Genomic DNA, 24,002 nt, shown 5'->3' on the forward strand with positions numbered 1-24,002 from the left:
TTCCAATCAGTCCTCCAACAAGGTACTCGGCCATGCGTTATCTGATCTCGTTGTTCGCTCCACGTCCGCTGCACCGCAGCTTTGCCCTGCTCGACCGCAACGGCCACTGCCAGGCGTTCAAGCAGTGCAGCCTGCAACCGATGGGCGATGGCTGGGTGGAAATCGAAGAAATCCGCCTCACTTGGTTGAACCAGCCGCTGCCGGCCAGCGCACGGGTCGTACCGCGACAAATGCGCGCACGGGCCCAGGTGCAGTTGAGCATCTGACCGGATGCCTAATAAAAGTCATTAAACACGAGCAACTCCGCGCATTTCTTCGATACAATCTCCCCCCGATTATAAGGACGTCTCCTGATCGGGCCCCGCAACAGCGTCAATGCGCATGCATTCGACACCCAAATCGCCCACAGAGAGCCGCCCACACAGATCGAGTGAAGTTGGCGCGCTTGCCTGTTCTTCCGGCAAAACCCCGCTTTTCGCGAATCTGCAGAGCTGTCATTACGCTCTGCCACCGAGCTGTTTTGCCTTTGCGGGCACGGTGCCAGGCTTCGACAGCCCTTTTTGAGGTTCACGTCTTCAAAAGAGCGTGAAAAAAACGGGTTTTCACAACTTCACAAGAGTGTGGCGAGCAAATGAATAGTTTTGCGTCTGAACATGCACCATTAGCGTCTGAAACAGCCCAACGACACAGGACCGGGTATACCTCGAATATCGGAGCCTGAAGCCTGTCCGCTACGGATTTGGTTGCACAAAAACGGATGTCTCGACCATAAGTCGAATTGCCAGCCACGTGCTGAAATGAGTTCATGGAGCTCTTGAAGCCAGGCCGCACGCATCCGTCGAAGTTGCGAAAAATTGCGAAGATTCGGACATGGCGACCTGACCATGGATAGCTGGGGCACAACAGATCTGTCCCGGAACGCCTGGCAGCCATGCCGACAATTTGGTGCTGCAGATTTTGGAGACGCGTTAAATGGCGCATAACGAAGCAGTCGACGTAGTACTGGTTGGGGCCGGCATCATGAGTGCCACCCTTGCCGTGCTGCTCAAAGAGCTCGACCCCGCGATCAAGCTGGAAGTCGTCGAGCTGATGGATTCCGGTGCTGCGGAGAGTTCCAACCCGTGGAACAACGCCGGTACCGGTCACGCCGGCCTGTGCGAGCTGAACTACACGCCGCAGGCTGCCGACGGCACCGTCGACATCAAGAAAGCCGTGCACATCAACACCCAGTTCGAAGTGTCCAAGCAGTTCTGGTCGTACCTGACCAAGAAAGGCACCTTCGGCTCGTGCAAATCCTTCATCAGCCCGGTGCCGCACCTGAGTTTCGTGCAGGGCGAAAAAGGTGTGTCGTTCCTCAAGGAACGCTTCAACGTGCTGAGCAAGCACCACGCCTTCTCCGACATGGAATACACCGAAGACAAGGCCAAAATGGCCGAGTGGATGCCGCTGATGATGCCGGGCCGCTCGCCGGACGAAGTCCTCGCCGCCACCCGCGTGATGAACGGCACCGACGTCAATTTCGGCGCCCTGACCAATCAGTTGCTCAAGCACCTGACCAGCGCGCCGGACACTCAGGTCAAATACTGCAAACGCGTGACCGGCCTCAAGCGTAATGGCGCCGGTTGGACCGTCAGCATCAAGGACGTCAACAGCGGCAGCAGCCGTGAAGTCGACGCCAAGTTCGTCTTCCTTGGCGCGGGCGGCGCGGCTCTGCCACTGCTGCAAGCCTCGGGCATCGAAGAAAGCAAAGGCTTCGGCGGCTTCCCGATCAGCGGCCAGTGGCTGCGTTGCGACAACCCGGAAGTGGTCAAGCATCACCAGGCCAAGGTTTACAGCCAGGCCGCCGTCGGCTCTCCGCCGATGTCGGTGCCGCACCTGGACACCCGCGTGGTCGATGGCAAGAAATCCCTGCTGTTCGGGCCATACGCCGGTTTCACCACCAAGTTCCTCAAGCACGGTTCCTTCATGGACCTGCCGCTGTCGGTTCGCGCCGGCAACATTGGCCCAATGCTGGCGGTGGCGAAAAACAACATGGACCTGACCAAATATCTGGTCAGCGAAGTGATGCAATCGATGGAGCAGCGCCTGGACTCCCTGCGCCGCTTCTACCCTGAGGCGAAAGCCGAAGACTGGCGCCTGGAAGTGGCCGGCCAACGGGTGCAGATCATCAAGAAAGACCCGAAAAAGGGTGGCATCCTGCAGTTCGGTACCGAACTGGTGGCCGCGAAGGACGGCTCCCTCGCCGCCCTGCTCGGCGCTTCGCCAGGCGCTTCGGTGACTGTTTCGATCATGCTGGAACTGATCGAGAAGTGCTTCCCGGCCAAGGCCAAGGGTGAATGGGCTGGCAAACTGGCCGAGATCTTCCCGGCCCGTGAAAAGGTTCTGGAAACCGATGCTGCGCTGTATCGCAAGATCAACACGCAGAACAATATCGCCCTGGAACTGGTTGAAGAAAGCAGCGAGACCCCAAGCTTCGCTTGATCTTGCGGCATGAAAAACGCCCCGTACTCAGTGAGTGCGGGGCGTTTTTTTATGCTGGGGTAAAAACCAACACTGCTGGCTCACCTACTTTTGTGGCGAGGGGATTTAGCGAAACGTCGCACCGCCCCGATCGGCTGCGCAGCAGTCGCAAATCCGGTGCATGCGGAGTGCCTGATACACCATGCATTCAGATTTTGGGGCCGCTTCGCAGCCCATCGGGGATGAATCCCCTCGCCACAGGTATCGGGTGACCTCAGGTACGGGACTTTTCGATCAGCTCGATGTAGTCCGGGGCGTTGCGTTGATCAGCGATCAGGTCAACGAAGGTCTTGCCCTGCTCGTCCTTGCCATCGACGTCATATCCTGCCTCGACAAAGAAGGTCAGAAAGCGCTCGAAATCATCAATGCGCAGACCACGATAAGCCTTGACCAGTTTGTGCAGCGACGGCGAAGTGGCGTCGACCGGCTCAAAATCGAGGAACAGCTTGATCTGCTCATCGCCGATCTCGTCACCAATCACTTGTTTCTTATCTTTACGCATTGCCGACTCCAGCTCGCAGACATTACACGGGGCAGGCAGTTTACCCCTGCCCTGCCGCCGGGCTCAACGCGTGCGCACGCTGCCGGTGTGCAAATCGGCCCAGATATGACCATTGGCGTAGCTGAGGAACTGCACATAGACGGTATCGTTGCGCAGCAGATCGATGACCACGCGATATTGGGCCAGCGGGTAGAACAACGTCAGGGTTTTGCTCTTGTCGTCATACAGCGGCTTTTTCAGGCTTTTGCTTTCGCCATCGAAATTGACCAGCACCTGAGTGATCGTCGCGCCTTTGTTCAGGGATTTGCCCTTGAGGCGGATCATCAGCGGGGATGTGACCGGGATCGGTTGCTGATTGGATTGGCGTTGCGCACCGACTACCACGGAATAGTCGGTGACCTGCAGCAGTTGTTGCTGTTCAGGTTCGGCATCGCGCAGGGTCAGATCGTCCGGCGGCAGAAATTGGCTGTGCATCGGGGCCGGGGCGGCAGAAATTGGCAGGCTGATGGCCAGCAACAGGGCGGCAAAGCTGCGGATCAAGAGGCGCATGACAGGCTCCGGAGGCGGGGCCGAGCACTCTAGCATGGGTGTACAAAACGGATCAGCACACACAAAACAACTGTGGGAGCGTGGCTTGCCCGCGATAGCGTCAGCATATCCAACATCAATGTGTCGGACAGTCCGCCATCGCGGGCAAGCCCGCTCCCACAGGGATCGGGCTAGCCCGGGATTACATGCCTTTAACGGCAAAGATCCCGTTGGCGTTGCGCCAGTAGCCTTTGTAATCCATGCCGTAACCGAAGATGTAACGGTCAACGCACGGCAGGCCGACGAAATCGGCTTTCAGGTCAGGACGCGCCTTGCGGTCGTGATCCTTGTCGATCAGCACGGCGGTGTGCACTTTGCGCGCGCCGGCGTGTTTGCAGAAGTCGATGATCGCGCCCAGGGTGTGACCTTCGTCGAGGATGTCGTCGATGATCAGCACGTCGCGGTCGATGAACGAAACTTCCGGCTTGGCTTTCCAGAACAGGTCGCCGCCGCTGGTTTCGTTGCGATAGCGGGTAGCGTGCAGGTAGGACGCTTCCAGCGGGAATTGCAGGTGAGTCAGCAGCTTGCCGGAGAAGATCAGGCCGCCGTTCATCACGCAGAACACCACCGGGTTGCTGTCAGCCAGTTGTTCGTTGATTTGTGCACCGACGCGGGCGATGGCAGCCTCGACTTCAGACTCGGTGTACAGGCAGTCAGCCTCTCGCATGATTTGACGGATATGCTCGAGATCAGCGGACATGGCGCTCTCCAGGGGGATGTTTTTCGGAAAAGCGGGCAAAGGTACGCATCCCGCGAGGTCGAATCAAGCCTTAATGGACTAACGTACTCAATGTCCTATAGGACATCACCCTCGGATAGATTAATCTAGGCCGGTTTTTTTGCCCGCCGCCGGAGTTTTTCCATGCCCATCCTCGAGATCCGCCACCCGCTGATCCGCCATAAACTCGGCCTGATGCGCCGCGCTGACATCAGCACCAAGAATTTCCGCGAGCTTGCTCAGGAAGTCGGCGCCCTGTTGACCTATGAAGCTACAAAAGATTTGCCGCTCGAATCCTACGATATCCCAGGCTGGTGCGGCACCGTGTCAGTCGAGAAAATCGCCGGCAAGAAGATCACCGTAGTGCCGATCCTGCGCGCCGGCATCGGCATGCTGGAAGGCGTGCTGAGCCTGATCCCGGGTGCCAAGGTTTCCGCTGTGGGTGTCGCCCGCAACGAAGAAACCCTGCAAGCACACACCTATCTGGAAAAACTGGTTCCGGAAATCGACGAACGGTTGGCGATGATCATCGACCCGATGCTCGCCACCGGCAGCTCGATGGTTGCGACCATTGACCTGCTGAAAAAGGCTGGCTGCAAAGACATCCGCGCGATGGTGCTGGTTGCCGCGCCGGAAGGTATTGCTGCCGTCGAGAAGGCTCACCCGGACGTGACCATCTACACCGCGTCCATTGATGAGCGTTTGAACGAACACGGTTACATCATTCCTGGGCTTGGCGATGCGGGTGACAAGATCTTCGGCACCAAGCAGAAGGACGCGTGACCATGCAGCAAGAGTTCAACGATCCGCTCTGGCGCACGGTGCTGTCCGGCGCCCAGATGCTGTTCGTGGCTTTCGGCGCTTTGGTGCTGATGCCGCTGATCACCGGCCTGGACCCGAACGTGGCACTGTTTACCGCGGGCTTAGGGACGATTCTGTTCCAGATCGTCACCGGGCGTCAGGTGCCGGTGTTTCTGGCGTCGAGCTTCGCTTTCATCACCCCGATCATCCTCGCCAAGGGCCAGTTCGGCCTTGCCGCGACCATGGGCGGCGTGATGGCGGCCGGTTTCGTCTACACCTTCCTCGGCCTTGCCGTGAAGATCAAAGGCACGGGGTTCATTGACCGTCTGCTGCCGCCGGTGGTGATCGGTCCGGTGATCATTTCCATCGGCCTGGCCATGGCGCCGATTGCCGCGAACATGGCGATGGGCAAGGCTGGCGATGGCTCCGAACTGATCCACTACCAGACCGCGATGATGATCTCGATGCCGGCGCTGCTGACCACGTTGATCGTGGCGGTGTTCGGCAAAGGCATCTTCCGTCTGGTGCCGATCATCTCGGGCGTACTGGTCGGCTTCGGCATGGCGTTCTATTTCGGCGTGGTCGACACCGCGAAGATTGCCGCTGCGCCGTGGTTCGCGATTCCGCACTTCACTGCGCCGGAGTTCAACTGGCAGGCGATTCTGTTCATCGTTCCCGTGGCATTGGCTCCGGCCATCGAGCACATCGGTGGCGTGATTGCCGTTGGCAGCGTGACCGGTCGCGATTACCTGAAGAAGCCGGGCTTGCACCGCACCCTGCTGGGTGACGGCATTGCCACCACGGCTGCCGGCCTGTTCGGCGGTCCGCCTAACACTACGTACGCCGAAGTGACTGGCGCGGTGATGCTGACCAAGAACTACAACCCGAAAATCATGACCTGGGCGGCGATCTTCGCCATCAGCCTGGCGTTCATCGGCAAGTTTGGGGCGCTGCTGCAAAGCATTCCGGTGCCGGTGATGGGCGGGATTCTGTGCCTGTTGTTCGGTTCGATCGCGGCGGTGGGGATGAACACCCTGATCCGTCACAAGATCGACCTGGGCGAGGCGCGCAACCTGGTGATCGTTTCGGTGACGCTGGTTTTCGGCATTGGCGGTGTACTCGTCGGTACCGGCACTGGCCCGGACGACTTCGGCCTCAAAGGCATCGCGCTGTGCGCGGTGGTGGCGATTGCGCTGAACCTGATTCTGCCGGGCAATGATGGCTGGAAGAACAAGAAGGCGGATGAGCCGCTGATCTGATCAAGCTGATCGTTCCCACGCTCTGCGTGGGAATGCAGCCCGTGACGCTCCGCGTCACTGGACGCAGAGCGTCCCTAGAGGCATTCCCACGCAGAGCGTGGGAACGATCATGTGGGAGCGGGCTTGCCCGCGATGCTTTTGGCTTTTAGAGGGCCAACGGCGCTCGTTCACATAGGGTGGCCAACGCCTTCGCCCATTGCGGGTCGTCATTGAGGCACGGCACCAGCACCAGCTCCTCGCCCCCCGCTTCGCGGAACTGCTCCTTGCCGCGATCGCCAATCTCTTCCAGCGTCTCGATGCAGTCGGCCACGAACGCCGGGCACATCACCAGAATCTTTTTCACGCCACTTTTTGCCAGTTCATCCAGCCGCGCTTCGGTGTACGGTTCGATCCACTTCGCCCTGCCCAATCGTGACTGAAAGGACACCGACCATTTGCCATCCGGCAAGCCCATGCGCTCGGCGAAAAGCGCCGCAGTACGCAGGCACTGCGCGCGATAACAGGTGGCCAATACCGCCGGTGAAGCGTTCTTGCAGCAGTCTTCATTCTTGAAGCAGTGATTGCCGGTCGGGTCGAGCTTGGTCAGATGGCGTTCCGGCAAACCGTGAAAGCTCAGCAACAAGTGATCGTAATCCTGCTGCAAATGCGGCCTGGCGCTGGCGACCAAGGCTTCGAGGTATTCCGGCTGATCGTAGAACGGTTGCAGGATCGACAACTGCACATCGAGCTTCTTCGCGCGGATCACACGCTTGGCCTCTTCGATCACCGTGGTCGTCGTACTGTCGGCAAACTGTGGATAAAGCGGCGCCAGCGTGATGCGCTTGTGCCCCGCTGCGACCAGTCTGGTCAGGCACGTTTCAATGGAAGGCTCGCCGTAACGCATCGCCAAATCGACCGGGCCGTGTTTCCACTGCGCCTTCATCTGCTCTTGCAAGCGCCGGCTGAGCACCACCAGCGGCGAGCCTTCCTCCCACCAGATCGACGCGTAGGCATGCGCCGATTGCTCGGGGCGTTTGATCAGGATCAACGAGACCAGCAGACGCCGCACCGGCCACGGCAGGTCGATCACATACGGGTCCATCAGAAATTGATTGAGGTAGCTGCGCACGTCTGCCACCGAGGTGGAGGCCGGGGAACCCAGGTTGACCAGAAGCAAGGCGTGATCGGTCATGCAACGTCCTATTTCAGAGGCGGCTGGAGAGATCATCCAGGGCCGCGCGTAAATCCGTGAACTGGAAAGTGAAGCCCGCTTCCAGCAAGCGTGCCGGCGTGGCCCGTTGGCCGCCGAGCAACAACAAAGACATTTCGCCAAGGCCGACTTTCAACGCCAGCGTCGGCATCGGCATGAACGCCGGGCGGTGCAATACGCTGCCCAGCGTCTTGGCAAATTCGCGATTGCGCACAGGTTTTGGCGCGCACGCATTATAAGGACCACGCGCCTGATCGCGGTGCAGAAGAAAATCAATCAGGGCGATTTGATCATCGATGTGAATCCACGGCATCCACTGCCGACCATTACCCAAAGGCCCGCCCAGCCCGATTTTGAACGGCAGCAACAGCCGCGACAAAAAGCCGCCCTCGGCCGACAGCACCAGACCGGTGCGCACCAGCACCACACGGATCCCCAGCGATTCGGTACGCAGGGCGGTTTCCTCCCAGGCGATGCACAACTGGCTGGCGAAATCGTCGATCACCGGCGGCGAGTCTTCGCTCAGCTCACGCTCACCGCCGTCGCCGTACCAGCCAATCGCCGATCCGGAAATCAGCAGCGCGGGTTTCTGCGCCCGTGTTTCGAGCCAGGCCAACAGGGTTTCCGTCAGCTTGATACGACTGCTCCACAGCAGCGCTTTGCGCCGATGCGTCCACAGTCGATCGGCAATCGGCGCACCGGCCAGATTGATAATGGCGTCCACTGGCTCATCACCGAGGTCTTCCAGACGCGCGATACCACGCACCTGAGCACCACAGATTTTGCCAACTTTTTCCGGGCGCCGGCTCCACACCGACAAGCGATGGCCCTGCGCCAACCAATGCCGGCAGAGCTGGCGCCCTATCAAACCAGTACCGCCGGTCAGCAATATGTGCATGACTTCTTCCTCGCGTGGCGTTTTACCCGGATCACTAGTCTATTTTTATAAGCAGGGATCTTTTCTATTGGGCAGGCTCTATTGTTTAACCATAGGCCAAGCTGTCAGAACGAGAATGCTGGAAGTTATACCAAAAAACAAAATTGTACAGGTTTCATCCACGGCGTAGTCTGTACAGAAAGGTAAACGAGGCCCCTATGACTGTACCTATCGCAATCATCGGCACCGGCATCGCCGGGCTCTCGGCTGCTCAGGCTCTGACTGAGACCGGGCACATCGTCCAATTGTTCGATAAAAGCCGCGGCAGCGGCGGACGCATGTCGAGCAAGCGCAGCGACGCCGGATCGCTGGACATGGGCGCACAATATTTCACCGCCCGCGACCGGCGTTTCGTCACCGAGGTCCAGCGTTGGCAAAGCCAGGGCTGGGTCGCCGAGTGGACGCCGCAGCTCTACACCTTCCAGGGCGGACAACTGAACCTGTCGCCGGACGAGCAGACGCGCTGGGTCGGCGCGCCACGGATGAGCGCCATCACTCGCGGCTTGCTCGACGGTCTGGAGGTGCATTTCGCCTGCCGCATCACCGAGGTCTTCCGTGGCGAAGAACACTGGCATCTGCAAGACGCCGAAGGCTTCACTCACGGGCCCTTCAGCCATGTCGTGATTGCCACGCCGGCCCCGCAAGCCACCGCGCTGCTGGCCGCCGCACCGAAACTGGCCGGTGCCGCCGCCGGGGTGAAAATGGACCCGACCTGGGCCGTCGCCCTCGCCTTCGATACGCCGCTGGATACACCCATCGAAGGCTGCTTCGTGCAAGACAGCCCGCTCGACTGGCTGGCGCGCAACCGCAGCAAACCCGGGCGCGACAACACCCTCGACACCTGGGTGCTGCACGCCACCAGTGCCTGGAGCCGGCAACACATCGACCTGCCCAAGGAAGAGGTGATCGAGCAACTGCACGGTGCGTTCGCCGAACTGTTGCACAGCGCCATGCCCGCGCCGACCTTCAGCCTCGCCCACCGCTGGCTCTACGCCCGGCCTGCAACCGGCCACGAATGGGGCACGCTGGCGGATGCCGATCTGGGCTTGTACGCCTGCGGCGACTGGTGCCTGTCCGGGCGCGTTGAGGGTGCCTGGCTCAGCGGCCAGGAAGCCGCTCGCCGTTTGCACGAACACCTGCAGTGAACCGCCTCAATCCGCAAAAACTGCTGCTGTCGAAATGGACAGCAGCCCACCCGCAGAACCGCGAAAAGCATTTTCTGGTCACCGAACTGATCCGTGATGAGGACGGCACGGTGCTGGAAGTTGAACTGCAAGCGGTGTTGACCAAACGTGCCGAACGACTCGATTGGCACAGCCTCAAAAACAGCGAACACTGGTTATTGGGTTGGCAATAGATCCCCTTGTAGGAGTGAGCCTGCTCGCGATGACAGTTTGTCAGTCAACACAAACATTGAATGCCCGACCGCGATCGCGAGCAGGCTCACTCCTACAGAGATCGCATTCAACCTCAAAACTTATACAAATTGTTTGACTTGTACACCATTGAATCTATGCTAATAAAAAGTTGTACAGAGATCGTTCTGTGTACAGGTATAGATTTGAGGTGCCCATGTCCGAACCTTCCGCGCTCAAACCAAAGATAGCCATCAGCGCTTGCCTGCTGGGTGCCGAGGTGCGCTACAACGGCGGACACAAGGAATCGCGGCTGTGCAGCCGCACGCTCGCTGAATATTTCGAATTCGTCCCGCTCTGCCCGGAAGTCGCCATCGGCCTGGGTATTCCCCGCGAGCCGATCCGCCTGGTCGGCGACCCACAAAACCCCGAAGCCATCGGTACCGTCAACCCGGCGATCAACGTCACCGCCCCCCTTGCCGAATACGGGCAAAAAATGGCTGCCGAACTCGATGACCTCTGCGGCTATATCTTCATGCAGCAATCGCCGTCCTGCGGCCTCGAACGGGTCAAGGTCTATCACGCCAACGGCGCCCCGGTGAATGGCGGTGGACGCGGCATCTACGCCCAGGCCTTCTGCGCGCAGCACCCGGACCTGCCGGTGGAAGAAGCCGGACGCCTCAACGATCCGGTGCTGCGAGAAAACTTCATCACTCGCGTGCTCGCCTACAGCGCCTGGCAGCAAGTGCTCGCTCAAGGCTTGAGCCGCCGCGCGCTCACCGAATTCCACTCACGCTACAAATACCTGCTGATGGCTCACAACCCGCCGCAATACAAAGCGCTGGGCAAGCTGTTGGGTAACATGGCGCAGAGCGATCCCGCCGAACTCGGCCCGCGCTATTTCAGCCAACTGATGGCGGCACTGAAAAAATGCGCCACACGCGGTACTCACTGTAACGTGCTGCTGCACATCAGCGGCTATCTGAAACAGGCGATCAGCGCCGAAGATAAACAGGAAATGGTTCACGTCATCGGCCAGTACCGCCAAGGCATCGTGCCGCTGGTGGTGCCGCTGACGCTGCTCAAGCATCACTTCCGTCTCCATCCCGATCCATACATTGCGCAGCAGGTTTACCTACAGCCGCACCCGGAAAATCTCAGCCTGCGAAACGCCATTTGATGAACGACAAACTCGACACCAGCGCCCAGGAAGACCTCGGCGCCGACTTCAAGAAAGCCCTCGACGAAGGCTGGCTGCCGATTCGCGAAGTGGCGCGCCAGACTGGCGTCAATGCGATCACCCTGCGCGCATGGGAGCGCCGTTACGGCCTGGTCATCCCCCAGCGCACGCCCAAGGGGCACCGGTTGTATTCGGCCGAACATGTGCAACGCATCCTGACCATCCTCACCTGGCTCAATCGCGGCGTCGCGGTCAGTCAAGTCAAGCCGCTGCTCGACACGGCGCAGGCTTTCAGCGAACCGGTGGAAAACGACTGGCAACGCTTGCAACAGGCGCTACTGGCGGCCGTTACCCAACTCGACGAACGCGCCCTCGACGACAGCGTCAATCAAGCCATGGCGCTCTACCCGCCGCGCACGCTGTGCGAGCAATTGCTACTGCCGCTGCTGGCCGAACTCGAACAGCGCTGGCAGGGCCAGTTCGGCGCGCAGATGGAACAAGTCTTTTTTTATTCATGGTTACGCAGCAAATTCGGCGCACGCATCTACCATAACAATCGTCAATTGCACGCCGCCCCTCTGTTGCTGATCAATCATTCCGACCTGCCACTGGAACCTCATCTGTGGCTGTGCGCGTGGCTGATCAGCAGCGCCGATTGCCCGGTACAAGTGTTTGACTGGCCGGTGCCGGCCGGAGAGCTGGCACTGGCGGTCGAACATCTGCAAGCGCGCGGCGTACTGCTGTATTCCAGCAAAGCCATGCAGCCTGGGCAGTTGCCAAAACTTTTGGCTGGCGTCGGTTGCCCAAAAATGATCGTCGGACCAACGGTGTGCATCCACCACGCCGAGTTGTCCGTAAGAACTTGCGAGATAGCTGATCTGTACCTGGCTGAAGACGCGCTTTCAGCGCACCAGGCACTCGTTCAGCGTGGGCTGATTTAATGGACGCGACGACTACCGATATGCAATTGATCTGGCTGCGCAGCGACTTGCGCCAACACGACAACACCGCCCTCGCGGCCGCCGCAGCGCGCGGCCCGACGGTTGCCGTGTATCTGTTGAGCCCAGAGCAATGGCTTGAACATGACGACGCCGCCTGCAAGGTCGACTTCTGGCTGCGCAACCTGACAGAGCTGAGCAACGGTCTCGCTCAACTGAACATTCCGTTGCTGATTCGTACAGCGGCGCATTGGGATCAGGCGCCGGCAGAGCTGCTCAAACTTTGTCGGCAACTGAATATCCAGGCGGTGCACGTCAACGAAGAATACGGCGTCCACGAAACGCGTCGCGATGCCGCGGTGGCCGAGGTATTGCGAGCCGAGGGCACCGAATTTCACAGCTACCTCGACCAACTGCTGTTCAAGCCCGGCACCGTGCTGACCAAGACCGGCACGTACTTTCAGGTGTTCAGCCAGTTCCGCAAAGTCTGCTACGAACGCCTGCACCGTTCGATGCCGGCGCTGGTGAAAACTCCCGGCAAACAATCGCCACTGAACATCGACAGTGACCCGATTCCTGCGGCGGTCAAAGGCTTTGCTACCCCGAGTGAGTCGCTGCGCGACTTGTGGCCGGCGGGCGAGCAGGAAGCCCGGCGGCGTCTCGACACCTTCGCCGACGCTCAGATCGACTACTACAAAAATGAACGCGACTTCCCGGCCAAACCCGGCACCAGTCAGCTTTCGGCCTATCTCGCAGCGGGCGTGATCTCGCCGCGCCAATGCCTGCACGCTGCCCTGCAAAGCAATCAGGGGGAATTCGAAAGCGGCAAGGTCGGTGCGGTCACGTGGATTAACGAACTGCTCTGGCGCGAATTCTATAAACACATTCTGGTCGGCTATCCACGGGTCTCGCGCCACCGCGCGTTCCGCCCGGAAACCGAAGCGCTGGCCTGGCGTGACGCGCCGGACGATCTGCTGGCGTGGCAAGAGGCGCGCACCGGCCTGCCGATCATTGATGCGGCGATGCGCCAATTGCTCGAAACCGGCTGGATGCACAATCGCCTGCGCATGGTCGTGGCGATGTTCCTGACCAAGAACCTGCTGATCGACTGGCGTGAAGGCGAACGCTTTTTCATGCGGCATCTGATCGATGGGGATCTGGCGGCGAACAACGGCGGCTGGCAATGGAGCTCGTCGACCGGCACCGATTCGGCGCCGTACTTCCGCATTTTCAACCCGCTGAGCCAGTCGGAAAAATTCGACAGCGAAGGCCTGTTCATCAAGCACTGGCTGCCGGAATTGGCCGACCTCGACAAAAAGCAGGTGCACAACCCGGCCAGCGCCGGCGGCTTGTTTGGCGTCGCGGATTATCCGCCCCCGATCGTCAACCTCAGCGCCTCGCGGGAACGCGCGCTAACCGCCTTCAAGAACCTGCCTTCGCGTACGTCTATCGGAGAGGCCGATGAGTGATTTCCTGCGCAACTTCGCCCGGCAATTTTCAGCGTTGAACAAAGACAATCTGCAACGCCTGGGCGAGTTGTACAGCGACGACATTCATTTCACCGACCCGCTGCACGAAGTTCAGGGGCTGGCGCAACTGCGCGACTACTTCGCTGAGCTGTACGCCAACGTCAGCGAGCTGCGCTTCGATTTTCACGGTTTTGACCAGATCAGCGAGGGTGAAGGTTATCTGCGCTGGGTCATGAGTTACCGCCATCCGCGTCTGGCCAGTGGCAGGGAGATTCGTGTCGCAGGCTGCTCGCACCTGCTGTGGCGCGACAAGGTTTATCGCCATCGGGATTATTTCGATGCCGGGGCGTTGCTGTATGAACATTTACCCGTATTGGGCCGAGTGATCGCCTGGCTGAAAAGGAGAATGGGATGAGTCGTACAACTCCACGACGTTATTGGCTGACCGGTGCCAGCAGTGGCATCGGTGCGGCTCTGGCTGAAGAGATTCTGAAAACCGGCGCGCACCTGGCCGTCAGTTCCCGCCAGGTCGCTGCGCTCAAAGTGCTCTCGCAGCGTTATCCCGGGCAAGTGCTGGTGGTGCCGGGGGATTTGACCAACAGCCAGACCGTGCGCGAAATCGGCCAGCAGATTGCCGAGGATTGGGGCTCGCTGGACTCGGTGATCCTCAATGCCGGCACCTGTGAATATGTCGATGCCCGGCAATTCGATTCCTCCATCGTCGAACATGTGGTGCGCACCAATCTGCTCGCCAGCAGCTACTGCATCGAAGCCGCCCTGCCGCTGCTGCGCAAAGGCACGGCGCCGCATCTGGTCGGCATGGCCAGTTCGGTGACTTACCTGCCGCTGCCCCGGGCCGAAGCCTACGGAGCATCGAAGGCCGGGCTGCGTTATCTGTTCGAATCGCTGCGCATTGATCTGGCCGATGAGGGCATTGAAGTCACCGTGATCAGCCCGGGCTTTGTCGAAACACCGCTGACCGCCAAGAATGATTTTCCGATGCCGTTGAGCTGGCCTGTGGATAAAGCCGCGCGGCACATCTTCGCCAAACTCAAGGACCGTCCGCTGGAGATCGCTTTTCCGGCGCTGTTCATGGCGGCGCTGTGGCCGTTGTCGAAACTGCCCGCCCGTGTGCAATTGATGATCGGCAAACGCATGGTGCGCAAACCACCGCCACTGCGGGATCCAGCATGAAAATAGCCATCGTCGGTAGCGGAATCGCCGGGCTGACCTGCGCCTACCTGCTCAATCGCCGGCACGACGTCACGGTGTTCGAGGCCAGCGACTGGGTCGGTGGCCACACGCACACCGTGCAAGTCACAGTCGAGGATCGCCAATACGCGGTGGACACCGGTTTTATCGTGTTCAACGACTGGACCTACCCGAACTTCATTCGCCTGCTGGGCCAGATCGGCGTGCGCTTCAAGCCGACCGAAATGAGCTTTTCGGTGAGCGATCCGGACACTGGCCTTGAGTACAACGGCAACAACCTCAACAGCCTGTTTGCCCAGCGCCGCAATCTGTTGTCGCCGGGCTTCTGGGGCATGCTGCGGGACATCCTGCGCTTCAACAAAGAAGCCCAGCGCGACCTCGCCGAACTGCGCATCGCCGCTGACATGACCCTCGACGATTACCTCAAGGCCGGCGGCTATGGCGAGCGCTTCATCCTGCATTACATCGTGCCGATGGGCGCGGCGATCTGGTCGATGCCGATGGCCGAGATGCTCAATTTTCCACTGCAGTTCTTTCTGCGTTTCTTCAAGAATCATGGTTTGCTGTCAGTCAGTGATCGCCCGCAATGGCAGGTCATCGAAGGTGGCTCCAGCGCCTACATCGCGCCGCTGACAGCAACGTTCAAGGACAAGATTCGCCTGAACTGCCCGGTGACTCGCGTTGATCGCGACGAACATGGCGTGGTTATCCACAGCCCGGCAGGTATCGAGCATTTCGACAAAGTGGTGTTCGCCTGTCACAGCGATCAAGCCCTGCAATTGCTCGCCAGCCCGAGCGACGCCGAACAGGCGATCCTCGGCGCCCTGCCCTACGCCGACAACGAAGTGGTGTTGCACACCGATACGCGTCTGCTGCCCAGACGCAAACTGGCCTGGGCGAGCTGGAATTTTCGTCTGAACGGCGCGGGCCATACGCATGCAGCCGTGACCTATGACATGAACATCCTGCAAGGGATCGAGAGCGACACCACGTTCTGCGTCAGCCTCAATCAGAGCGCCGGCATCAGCCCGTTCAAAGTGCTCGCCAAATACACCTACGCCCATCCGCAATTCAGCCTTGCCGCCGTCGCCGCGCAGAACCGCTGGAGCGAACTGGATGGCGTGCACAATACGCATTATTGCGGCGCCTACTGGGCCAACGGCTTTCATGAAGACGGAGTGGTCAGCGCGTTGCGCGTGGCGGCGGCGTTCGGGGAAACCTTATGAACAGCGCCCTGTACAGCGGCTGGATCGGCCATCGGCGTTTCGCGCCGCGCCGGCATGAGTTTCGCTACCGGATCGGTTTGCTCTACCTCGATCTGACAGAACAGGACGCGGTCCTCGGCCTGTCGCCATTGGCCAGCCGCAGCCGTTTTGCGCCGTTTTCATTTCGCGAGAGCGACTACCTCAAAGCCTTTACCGGCACCGGCATGCGCCTGATCGACGCGGTGCGCCAGCAGGTCGGGATCGCCATCGGTCATGAACCACAAGGCGCGGTGTGCCTGCTGACGCAACCGCGCAGTTGGGGCCTGGCGTTCAATCCAGTGAGTTTCTTTTATTGCCATGAAGCCGATGGGCAACTGGCGGCGATTGTCTGTGAAGTCACCAACACGCCCTGGCGCGAGCGCTACCACTACGTGCTGCCGGCGGGTCGGCATGAACACCATCAACATTTCGCGGCGGCGAAGGCGTTTCACGTATCGCCATTTTTGCCACGCGATCTTGAATACCGCATGAGCTTCAGCCCCGCCGCGCAAAACCTCGGCGTGCACATGGCCGACTGGCAGGGCGAAGAGAAGCTGTTCGACGCGACCCTCAATCTGCAACGCGAAACGCTCGACCGTCATAGCCTGCATCGTTACTTGCGACGCTTTCCGTGGATGACCGCGAAAACCGCTTTGGCGATCTATTGGCAAGCCATGCGACTGCTGGTCAAACGCGCACCGATCTTTGCTCATCAGGCTGCCGATGGCAGCTTTCAAACCGCTAAAGCGCCTCCCAGGGAGCACCGCCATGAAATCCTCTAGCCTTTCGGCCAGCCTGTTCAGCACCAACGGCCTGACAGGATCGCTGCTGCGTCGCGGTGTGTTGCGGCAAATGGCTCAGCTCAAACACGGCCAGTTGCTGGTGGTCGAGGACGGTGAGCAGATGCTGTTCGGCACCAAGGGTAGCCCTTTGCTGGGCGAGATCCATGTACTCGATCCGGCTGCATGGGGCATGGTCGCCAGCAATGGCTCGATCGGCGCCGGCGAAGCATTTATCCACGGTTACTGGAGCTCGCCGGACCTGACCGCCGTGGTGCGGGTGTTCGTCAGCAACCTCGACGTGCTCGATGCGATGGAGGGCGGGCTGGCCCGTCTCGGCCGGCCGCTGGTGCAAGGCTTGCACTGGCTCAACCGCAACACACGCAAGGGTTCGCAGAAAAACATCGCCGCACATTACGACCTTGGCAACGATCTGTTCGAGCAGTTTCTCGACCCGACCATGATGTATTCCGCCGCGCAGTTCCTCACCCCCGAGGACAGTCTGGAACAGGCGCAACTGAACAAACTGGAGCGGATCTGCCAGAAGCTTGCGCTCAAGCCTGAGGATCATCTGCTGGAAATCGGCACGGGCTGGGGCAGCATGGCACTTTATGCCGCGCAGCATTACGGCTGCCGCGTGACCACCACCACGCTGTCGAAAGAGCAGTACGCCTTCACCGCCCGGCGCATCGAACAACTGGGCTTGCAGGATCAAGTGACGCTGCTGCTCAAGGACTACCGCGACCTCACCGGCGAGTACGACAAACTGGTGTCGATCGAGATGATCGAAGCCGTCGGCCACCGCTTCCTGCCGACCTACTTCAAACAATGCGCACACCTGCTCAAGAGCAACGGCCTGATGCTGATCCAGGCGATCACCATTCGCGAGCAGCGCTATGAACAGGCCAAGCGCGGCGTCGATTTCATCCAGCGCTACATCTTCCCCGGCGGGGCCCTGCCCTGCGTGCAGAAGATGCTCGAAATCGTCAGCCGTGACACCGATATGAACCTGCTGCACATGGAAGATTTCGGTTTGCATTACGCCAAGACCTTGCGCCTGTGGCACGAGAATTTTCGTCGCGCTCACGGTCGCTTGAGCGAGCTGGGCTATGACGATTATTTCCTGCGGCTGTGGGAGTTTTACCTGTGCTACTGCGAGGGTGGCTTCCTCGAGCGCACCATCGGCACGGCGCAATTGCTGCTGGCCAAACCGGCGGCGATGCCGGCGCCGCTGCTCGGACGCTTCGATGCTTGAGCGGATCGCCAATGCCGTGTTGTTCCAGATCGGCTGGCTGACCTGCGTGCTCGGCGGCAACAGTTTGTGGCTGCTAGTGGCATTGGCGGTGCTGGTGATCCATCTGCGCTGGATCAGCAGTTGGGCAGCCGAGGGCCGCTTGATACTGAGTGTGGTGATTGTCGGCACTGCCGTGGACAGCGCTTTGCGTGGCCTCGGCGTGTTCGACTTTCAGGATCCATCGCCGTTGATTCCGCTGTGGCTGATGTTGCTGTGGGCGTTGCTCGCCACCACCTTGCGCCATTGTCTGGCGTGGAGCGCCCGGCCATGGTGGCTGGCCAGCGTGCTCGGTGCCGGCGGCGGCGCCTTGTCTTATTACGGTGGCGGACACTTGGCCGGGGTGCAATTTCCTTACGGCGAGTTACCCAGCCTGATCGGCATCGGCTTGCTCTGGGCCCTGCTGTTTCCACTGCTCCACCTGATGGCTCGACGCCTGGGCCAGTGAGCGTCTGTCAGAGCATTCACACACGCGGCAAGCACTGCCTTACACTGCCGGCCATGAAAACCATCCCCCACCTCCAGATCGCCGAACCGGCGGTCACCTGTTCGACGTGCGCAGCCTGCTGCTGCCAGCTCGAAGTGATGCTGATCACCGACACGGGCGTGCCTGATCGCTTTATCGATACCGATGAGTGGGGCGGCGAAGTGATGCTGCGTCTGGACGACGGTTGGTGTGCGGCGCTGGATCGCGACACGATGATGTGCACGATTTACGAGAAACGTCCGCTGATCTGCCGCGAGTTCGAGATGGGTGCGCCGGAGTGCATCGAAGAGCGCCAGGGCATCGCCACGGCGTACCGCTGATCCCAAGCACACCCTAAAACAAATGTAGGAGTGAGCTTGTTCGCGATTGCGGTGTGTCAGCCAACATTTGTTTGACTGACACTCCGCAATCGCGAGCAGGCGAAGGCCTACAGGGGTTATGCGTACTGCTTACAACGGCATCGTGTAATGCAGCGCGTAGCTTTCTACCCCGTCGTTGTCGCTGGAAAGGCCCGCGTTGGAATAGTGCGTCGCACGAATCCCGACTTCATGCCCGCCATTGAAGCGCAGACCAAAACCGAGACGGTCTTCGAACTGGAAGGAACCGCCAAGATTGTTCGACTCATATTTGGTGTTGGAGAACGCCGCGACACCAATCCCCGCCTCGACATACGGTTTCACCGACTGGCCGGCAAATTCGTAAACGAATACCGGCGAGAACGACAGGCTGTTGTTGCTGGAGGTCTTGTCACCTTCCCAGTAGGTGTAGGCGCCACTCCAGTAACCGGTCAGGCGACCGACGTCGCTTTGCAGCCAGCTCTTGTCCCAGTCGAAATTCATTCCCAGGCGATAGGTCATGGTCGAATCGCTGGTAGCACCGACGGCGAATTCAACGCCGGCGGCTTGTGCGGTAATACTTTGCCCCATCAGTGCGGCCGCAATCGCGGCCAAACAGAATAGTCGCTTCACTTTGAAACTTCCCTTTCCGGAACGATCGTTTGGTTTTCCAGGTAACTCATCGCTATAGAAGTCAGCGCTTGATCAGAAGTTCAGCTGATTTTTCGGTTATTTCACATTTTTTTTACAAACTGAAGTTTTGCACGTCGCCCACGGTCTGCCCCAACAGCGGCAGGGTTTTGCGGAAGTGCTGCGGGTCACCACTGGTCCAGAATCTGACCGCTTGGTCGGGCCCCTCAGCGAGCAAGTCGCGTTCGGCCAAAAGACGTTGAAGTTGCCGCGCCACGGCAGCGCCGGTATCGATCAGGCTGATGGTCTCGGGGACCATCGACTTGAGCATCGGCTTGAGGAAGGGATAGTGCGTGCAACCGAGAATAATGGTGTCACACCCGTTGGCCAACAGCGGATCGACATAGCTTTGCAGCAACTGGCGCAGCTCGGCGCTGCGCAGATCGCCGCTCTCGATCAACTCGACCAGACCCGGGCACGGCTGAGTGACCACCCGCACATCGGTGGCAAAGCGGTCGAGCAAAGCAGCGAACTTGGCACTCTGCAAAGTACCGGTAGTGGCGAGTACGCCGACCACGCCGCTGCGCGTTGCGGCGGCCGCCGGTTTGACCGCCGGCTCCATGCCAACGATCGGCCAGTCGGGAAAATCACGGCGCAGATCGGCCGCAGCGGCGACGGTGGCGGTATTGCAGGCAACCACCAATGCCTTGGCGCCCTGCTCGCGGAAAAAACGCGCCATCACGCCGCAGCGTTGGCGAATGAATTCCGGGGTTTTCTCGCCGTAAGGAATGTGCCCGCAATCGGCGAAATACAGCAGCGATTCATTGGGCAGCAAGCGCTGGATTTCCGCCAATACCGACAAGCCGCCGACACCGGAATCGAACACCGCGATCGGTGCCTCACGCATGGCGCGATCCGCAAACGCTGCAACCCGGATCACGCTTGACCCGCAACTCGCGGAATCGCGAACCCAGAGCATCGATCAACAACAAGCGGCCCACCAGTGGTTCACCGAAGCCGACCAGCACTTTCAACGTCTCAAGCGCCTGCAGACTGCCGACCAGGCCAACCAGCGGCCCGACCACACCTGCTTCGCTGCAGGTCAGTTCGGCTTCGCTGCCGTGCCCGTACAAACAGTGGTAGCACGGGCTCTCGGGGCGACGCGGATCGAACACCGAGAGTTGCCCCTCAAGGCGAATCGCCGCGCCGCTGACCAAGGGTTTGCCTGCGGCCACGCACGCCGCGTTGACCGCTTCACGCGTGGAAAAATTATCGGAACAGTCGAGCACCAGATCCACCGCCGTCACGGCAGCGGCGAGGGAATCCTCGTCCAGCGCCTGACGATGGGCGACCAGTTTGATTTCGGGATTGATCGCCCCCAGACGCTTGAGCGCCGAGTCGACCTTGCTCATGCCGACGCTGTCGGTGTCATGAATAATCTGGCGTTGCAGATTGGTCAGATCGACCGTGTCGAAATCCGCCAGATGCAGCTCACCCACGCCCGCCGCCGCCAGATACAGGGCCACCGGTGCACCGAGACCGCCGAGGCCGACGATCAACACACGACTGTCTTTGAGCTTCAACTGACCATCAATGTCGATGTGTTGCAGCAGAATCTGTCGGCTGTAACGCAGCAGCTCTTGATCATTCAGCACGGCAGGCGCCCCAGACTGATCCGTTGATGGCCGCCCAGATCGGTGCGGCTGTGTACTTCTTCGAAACCGCGCGTCAGCAGCAGGTCGCGCACGGCTTCGGCTTGATCATAGCCGTGTTCGAGCATCAGCCAGCCGCCGGCCTGCAGATGCTCCGGTGCCTGGTCGACGATCAGGCGCAGATCGTCGAGCCCGTCTTCACCGGCTACCAGCGCACTGGCCGGTTCGAAGCGCACATCGCCCTCGACCAGATGCGGATCGGTCGCGGCAATGTACGGCGGGTTGCTGATGATCAGTTGGAAACGCTGACCTTCCAGCGCGCTGAACCAATGGCTGCTCAGCACGGTAGCGTTGTTCAAGTGCAGGCGTTGGCGATTGCGTTCAGCCAGGGCCACCGCTTCCAGTACACGGTCCACGGCGGTGACTTTCCACGCCGGACGCTCGCTGGCCAGGGCCAGGGCAATCGCGCCGCTGCCAGTGCCAAGGTCGAGCACTTTGGCCGGGGTCGCGGGCAGCAATTCCAACGCCGCTTCCACCAGCAGTTCAGTGTCCGGGCGCGGGATCAGCGTGTGCGGCGCGACTTCCAGATCGAGTTTCCAGAAACCTTGCTGGCCGAGAATGTAGGCCACCGGCTCGCCGCCGCGACGACGTTGCAGGTACTCGGCAAAGGTCAGCGCGGCTTCACTCGGCACGATGCGCTCGGGCCAGGTGTGGAGAAAACTGCGCGACTTGCCCAGCGCAGCGGCGAGGAGCAATTCGGCGTCCAGACGCGCAGTCGGTGAGTCCGGCAGTTCGGCGGCACGCAACAGGCTGGCAATGATGGTCATTTATTCACCTATCGCTGCGAGTTGGTCAGCCTGATATTCGGCCAGCAACGGCTCGATCACCGCTTCAACGCCACCGGCGAGAATTTCATCCAGCGAGTACAGAGTCAGGTTGACGCGGTGGTCGGTGACCCGGCCCTGGGCAAAGTTATAAGTGCGGATGCGCTCGGAACGGTCGCCGGAACCGACGAGCAATTTACGCTCGCTGGCGATCGCATTCGCCGCCGCTGCAGTTTGCTGATCGTTGAGCTTGGCCGACAACCAGGCCATCGCTCGGGCACGGTTCTTGTGCTGGGAACGCTCTTCCTGACACTCGACGACAGTGCCGGTCGGTATGTGCGTGATGCGGATCGCCGAGTCGGTGGTGTTGACGTGCTGACCACCGGCCCCGGAGGAGCGGAACGTGTCGACGCGCAAATCCGCCGGGTTGATCTCGATGGCTTCGCGCTCGTCCGGCTCAGGCAACACTGCCACGGTGCAGGCCGAGGTGTGGATACGGCCTTGGGATTCGGTGGCGGGCACACGCTGTACACGGTGCGCGCCGGACTCGAATTTCAACTTGCCGTAAACGTTGTCGCCTTCGATGCGAGCGATGACTTCTTTATAGCCACCGTGTTCGCCTTCGTTCTCCGAGAGAATTTCCACACGCCAGCCGCGACGCTCGGCATAACGCGAGTACATGCGGAACAGGTCGCCGGAGAATATTGCCGCCTCGTCGCCGCCGGTGCCGGCGCGAATTTCGAGGAAGACGTTGCGGCCGTCATTCGGGTCCTTGGGCAGCAACATGCGTTGCAGGTCGGATTCCAGGGTGATCAGCAATTCCTTGGCTTCGCGGACTTCTTCCACAGCCATTTCGCGCATGTCCGGGTCGCTGTCCTTGAGCAGCGCCTGCGCGCCTTCAAGATCGCTTTGTACGCTGAGCAGCTTTTGATAGGCGTGTACGACCGGCTCGAGTTCGGCGTATTCCTTGGAATAGGCGCGGAACTTGGCCTGATCGGCAATGATTTCGCCATCGCCGAGCAGCGCGGTCAGTTCCTCGAATCGGTCCTGGAGGGTGTCCAGCTTATTGTGCAGTGACGCTTTCATTGCGGTTTTTTATCCGAAAAGCTATCCGGTGAGCCCTCGAGGGCGAAGAGTTCCTGGGCCATGGCCAGCGCATCGAGGCGGCCTTCGGCAGAAAGCTTTTTCAATTGCACGCTGGGCGCATGCAAGAGTTTATTGGTCAGGCCACGGGCCAGTTGCCCGAGCACGTCTTCGGCGTTGCCGCCGTTGGCCAGCAGACGCAGGGCTTTTTGCAGCTCTTCGTCACGCAGGCGTTCGCTCTGTTGACGATAGGCCTTGAGCACGTCGACCGCTGCCAGCTCGCGCAGGCGCACCATGAAATCGTCGGCGCCAACCGAGACCATTTCTTCAGCCGCCTGGGCTGCACCCTGGCGGCTCTTGAGATTTTCGGCGACCACTTCGTGGAGATCATCGACGCTATAGAGGTAAACGTCGTCCAACTCGCCGACTTCCGGTTCGATATCCCGGGGAACGGCAATGTCGACCATGAAGATCGGTTTGTGCTTGCGCAGCTTCAACGCGCTCTCGACTGCGCCTTTACCCAGAATCGGCAACTGACTGGCGGTCGAACTGATGACGATGTCGCTGCGCACCAGTTCTGCCGGGATGTCCGAGAGCAGCACCGCGTGAGCGCCGAACTGTTCAGCCAAAAGGCTGGCGCGCTCCAGCGTACGGTTGGCGACGACAATGCGCTTGACCCCCAGCTCATGCAGGTGACGGGCGACCAGGGTGATGGTCTCGCCGGCGCCGATCAGCAAGGCCTGGCTGCGTTGCAGGTCGCTGAAAATCTGCTTGGCCAGGCTGACCGCGGCAAATGCCACGGACACCGGGTTTTCGCCGATGGCGGTGTCGGTGCGTACTTGCTTGGCGGCGTTGAACGTCGCTTGAAACAGTCGCCCCAGCAACGGGCCGATGGTGCCGGCCTCGCGGGCCACGGCGTAGGCCGATTTCATCTGGCCGAGAATCTGCGGTTCGCCCAGCACTAGCGAGTCGAGCCCGGAGGCGACGCGCATCATGTGACGAACTGCCG

At 60.2% G+C, this 24,002-nt stretch carries 27 protein-coding genes; 16 read left to right on the forward strand and 11 right to left on the reverse strand.

Features of this window, described 5'->3' with window-relative positions:
• Positions 1 to 32: 32 nt before the first annotated feature.
• Entirely contained in the window at positions 33 to 266 is a 234-nt protein-coding gene (locus ACIONG_RS19050; protein ID WP_042561026.1) for a hypothetical protein, read from the forward strand.
• 706 nt (positions 267 to 972) lie between these two features.
• Positions 973 to 2,481 (forward strand): malate dehydrogenase (quinone), encoded by a 1,509-nt coding sequence (mqo, locus tag ACIONG_RS19055; protein ID WP_401301917.1) that lies wholly within the window; start codon positions 973 to 975, stop codon positions 2,479 to 2,481.
• Between the two features lie 253 nt (positions 2,482 to 2,734).
• Here mqo and ACIONG_RS19060 read toward each other — a convergent pair whose 3' ends face one another.
• The 3 genes from ACIONG_RS19060 to ACIONG_RS19070 form a co-directional block, all read right to left on the reverse strand.
• A complete protein-coding gene (locus tag ACIONG_RS19060; protein ID WP_315446508.1) occupies positions 2,735 to 3,022 on the reverse strand; it encodes a PA4642 family protein in 288 nt (95 codons plus the stop codon).
• 63 nt (positions 3,023 to 3,085) lie between these two features.
• Positions 3,086 to 3,571, reverse strand: a complete 486-nt coding sequence (locus tag ACIONG_RS19065; protein WP_213026561.1) for a hypothetical protein — start codon at positions 3,569 to 3,571, stop codon at positions 3,086 to 3,088.
• A gap of 181 nt (positions 3,572 to 3,752) precedes the next feature.
• A complete protein-coding gene (locus ACIONG_RS19070) occupies positions 3,753 to 4,310 on the reverse strand; it encodes a hypoxanthine-guanine phosphoribosyltransferase (protein ID WP_003228116.1) in 558 nt (185 codons plus the stop codon).
• 162 nt (positions 4,311 to 4,472) lie between these two features.
• Between ACIONG_RS19070 and upp the strand changes: the two genes are divergently transcribed.
• Both upp and ACIONG_RS19080 read left to right on the forward strand, forming a co-directional pair.
• Complete coding sequence (gene upp, locus ACIONG_RS19075) at positions 4,473 to 5,111, forward strand: uracil phosphoribosyltransferase (protein ID WP_122599134.1); 639 nt, start codon at positions 4,473 to 4,475, stop codon at positions 5,109 to 5,111.
• 2 nt (positions 5,112 to 5,113) lie between these two features.
• Positions 5,114 to 6,388: a uracil-xanthine permease family protein gene (locus tag ACIONG_RS19080; RefSeq protein WP_103306094.1), complete on the forward strand. Its 1,275-nt coding sequence runs from the start codon at positions 5,114 to 5,116 to the stop codon at positions 6,386 to 6,388.
• 145 nt (positions 6,389 to 6,533) lie between these two features.
• Here the strand turns inward: ACIONG_RS19080 and hemH are convergent, their stop codons facing one another.
• Together hemH and ACIONG_RS19090 are read right to left on the reverse strand one after the other, a co-directional pair.
• Complete coding sequence (hemH, locus tag ACIONG_RS19085) at positions 6,534 to 7,559, reverse strand: ferrochelatase (protein WP_401301922.1); 1,026 nt, start codon at positions 7,557 to 7,559, stop codon at positions 6,534 to 6,536.
• Between the two features lie 13 nt (positions 7,560 to 7,572).
• Positions 7,573 to 8,475 (reverse strand): TIGR01777 family oxidoreductase, encoded by a 903-nt coding sequence (locus tag ACIONG_RS19090; RefSeq protein ID WP_401301925.1) that lies wholly within the window; start codon positions 8,473 to 8,475, stop codon positions 7,573 to 7,575.
• 197 nt (positions 8,476 to 8,672) lie between these two features.
• On the opposite strand from ACIONG_RS19090, the gene ACIONG_RS19095 reads away from it, so the two are divergent.
• From ACIONG_RS19095 to ACIONG_RS19150, 12 genes are all read left to right on the forward strand, one after another.
• Positions 8,673 to 9,659, forward strand: coding sequence for an NAD(P)/FAD-dependent oxidoreductase (locus tag ACIONG_RS19095; protein WP_401301928.1), 987 nt, complete (start codon positions 8,673 to 8,675; stop codon positions 9,657 to 9,659).
• Positions 9,656 to 9,871, forward strand: a complete 216-nt coding sequence (locus ACIONG_RS19100) for a TIGR02450 family Trp-rich protein (RefSeq protein ID WP_103306090.1) — start codon at positions 9,656 to 9,658, stop codon at positions 9,869 to 9,871. Before ACIONG_RS19095 ends, ACIONG_RS19100 begins: the two co-directional genes overlap by 4 nt.
• Positions 9,872 to 10,086: 215 nt before the next feature.
• On the forward strand, positions 10,087 to 11,049 hold the full coding sequence (locus ACIONG_RS19105) for a DUF523 and DUF1722 domain-containing protein (RefSeq protein WP_103306089.1): 963 nt from the start codon (positions 10,087 to 10,089) through the stop codon (positions 11,047 to 11,049).
• Positions 11,049 to 11,990, forward strand: coding sequence for a MerR family transcriptional regulator (locus ACIONG_RS19110; protein WP_401301933.1), 942 nt, complete (start codon positions 11,049 to 11,051; stop codon positions 11,988 to 11,990). The genes ACIONG_RS19105 and ACIONG_RS19110 overlap by 1 nt, the downstream gene beginning before the upstream one ends.
• 20 nt (positions 11,991 to 12,010) lie before the next feature.
• Positions 12,011 to 13,456, forward strand: coding sequence for a deoxyribodipyrimidine photo-lyase (phrB, locus tag ACIONG_RS19115; protein WP_401301936.1), 1,446 nt, complete (start codon positions 12,011 to 12,013; stop codon positions 13,454 to 13,456).
• Positions 13,449 to 13,871, forward strand: a complete 423-nt coding sequence (locus ACIONG_RS19120; RefSeq protein ID WP_213026566.1) for a nuclear transport factor 2 family protein — start codon at positions 13,449 to 13,451, stop codon at positions 13,869 to 13,871. Before phrB ends, ACIONG_RS19120 begins: the two co-directional genes overlap by 8 nt.
• Positions 13,868 to 14,650 carry an SDR family oxidoreductase gene (locus tag ACIONG_RS19125; protein ID WP_103306085.1) on the forward strand — a complete coding sequence of 261 codons (783 nt, stop codon included), beginning with the start codon at positions 13,868 to 13,870 and terminating at the stop codon, positions 14,648 to 14,650. Before ACIONG_RS19120 ends, ACIONG_RS19125 begins: the two co-directional genes overlap by 4 nt.
• Positions 14,647 to 15,894 (forward strand): NAD(P)/FAD-dependent oxidoreductase, encoded by a 1,248-nt coding sequence (locus ACIONG_RS19130; protein ID WP_103306084.1) that lies wholly within the window; start codon positions 14,647 to 14,649, stop codon positions 15,892 to 15,894. Before ACIONG_RS19125 ends, ACIONG_RS19130 begins: the two co-directional genes overlap by 4 nt.
• Positions 15,891 to 16,694 (forward strand): DUF1365 domain-containing protein, encoded by an 804-nt coding sequence (locus tag ACIONG_RS19135; protein ID WP_401301941.1) that lies wholly within the window; start codon positions 15,891 to 15,893, stop codon positions 16,692 to 16,694. The genes ACIONG_RS19130 and ACIONG_RS19135 overlap by 4 nt, the downstream gene beginning before the upstream one ends.
• Positions 16,681 to 17,946, forward strand: a complete 1,266-nt coding sequence (locus ACIONG_RS19140; protein ID WP_103306082.1) for a cyclopropane-fatty-acyl-phospholipid synthase family protein — start codon at positions 16,681 to 16,683, stop codon at positions 17,944 to 17,946. The genes ACIONG_RS19135 and ACIONG_RS19140 overlap by 14 nt, the downstream gene beginning before the upstream one ends.
• Entirely contained in the window at positions 17,939 to 18,430 is a 492-nt protein-coding gene (locus tag ACIONG_RS19145; RefSeq protein WP_401301945.1) for a DUF2878 domain-containing protein, read from the forward strand. Before ACIONG_RS19140 ends, ACIONG_RS19145 begins: the two co-directional genes overlap by 8 nt.
• Before the next feature lie 53 nt (positions 18,431 to 18,483).
• Positions 18,484 to 18,789 (forward strand): YkgJ family cysteine cluster protein, encoded by a 306-nt coding sequence (locus tag ACIONG_RS19150; protein ID WP_103306080.1) that lies wholly within the window; start codon positions 18,484 to 18,486, stop codon positions 18,787 to 18,789.
• A 129-nt stretch (positions 18,790 to 18,918) separates the two neighbouring features.
• On the opposite strand, the gene ACIONG_RS19155 is transcribed toward ACIONG_RS19150, so the two are convergent.
• From ACIONG_RS19155 to hemA, 6 genes are all read right to left on the reverse strand, one after another.
• The gene (locus ACIONG_RS19155) at positions 18,919 to 19,437 is read right to left on the reverse strand and encodes an acyloxyacyl hydrolase (protein ID WP_213026572.1); all 519 of its coding nucleotides are present in this window, start codon (positions 19,435 to 19,437) and stop codon (positions 18,919 to 18,921) included.
• Positions 19,438 to 19,549: 112 nt separating this feature from the next.
• Positions 19,550 to 20,341 carry a glutamate racemase gene (murI, locus tag ACIONG_RS19160; protein WP_315446502.1) on the reverse strand — a complete coding sequence of 264 codons (792 nt, stop codon included), beginning with the start codon at positions 20,339 to 20,341 and terminating at the stop codon, positions 19,550 to 19,552.
• A complete protein-coding gene (locus tag ACIONG_RS19165; protein WP_401301950.1) occupies positions 20,334 to 21,089 on the reverse strand; it encodes a molybdopterin-synthase adenylyltransferase MoeB in 756 nt (251 codons plus the stop codon). Before ACIONG_RS19165 ends, murI begins: the two co-directional genes overlap by 8 nt.
• Positions 21,083 to 21,913, reverse strand: coding sequence for a peptide chain release factor N(5)-glutamine methyltransferase (gene prmC / locus ACIONG_RS19170; RefSeq protein ID WP_103306076.1), 831 nt, complete (start codon positions 21,911 to 21,913; stop codon positions 21,083 to 21,085). The genes ACIONG_RS19165 and prmC overlap by 7 nt, the downstream gene beginning before the upstream one ends.
• Positions 21,914 to 22,996, reverse strand: coding sequence for a peptide chain release factor 1 (gene prfA, locus ACIONG_RS19175; RefSeq protein WP_103306075.1), 1,083 nt, complete (start codon positions 22,994 to 22,996; stop codon positions 21,914 to 21,916).
• On the reverse strand, positions 22,993 to 24,002 hold a 1,010-nt coding region (gene hemA, locus ACIONG_RS19180), incomplete at its 5' end, for a glutamyl-tRNA reductase (protein ID WP_401301954.1). The genes prfA and hemA, both read right to left, overlap by 4 nt.

It is taken from the genome of Pseudomonas sp. NPDC087817, assembly GCF_044742875.1.
In the GTDB taxonomy this organism is placed as follows: domain Bacteria; phylum Pseudomonadota; class Gammaproteobacteria; order Pseudomonadales; family Pseudomonadaceae; genus Aquipseudomonas.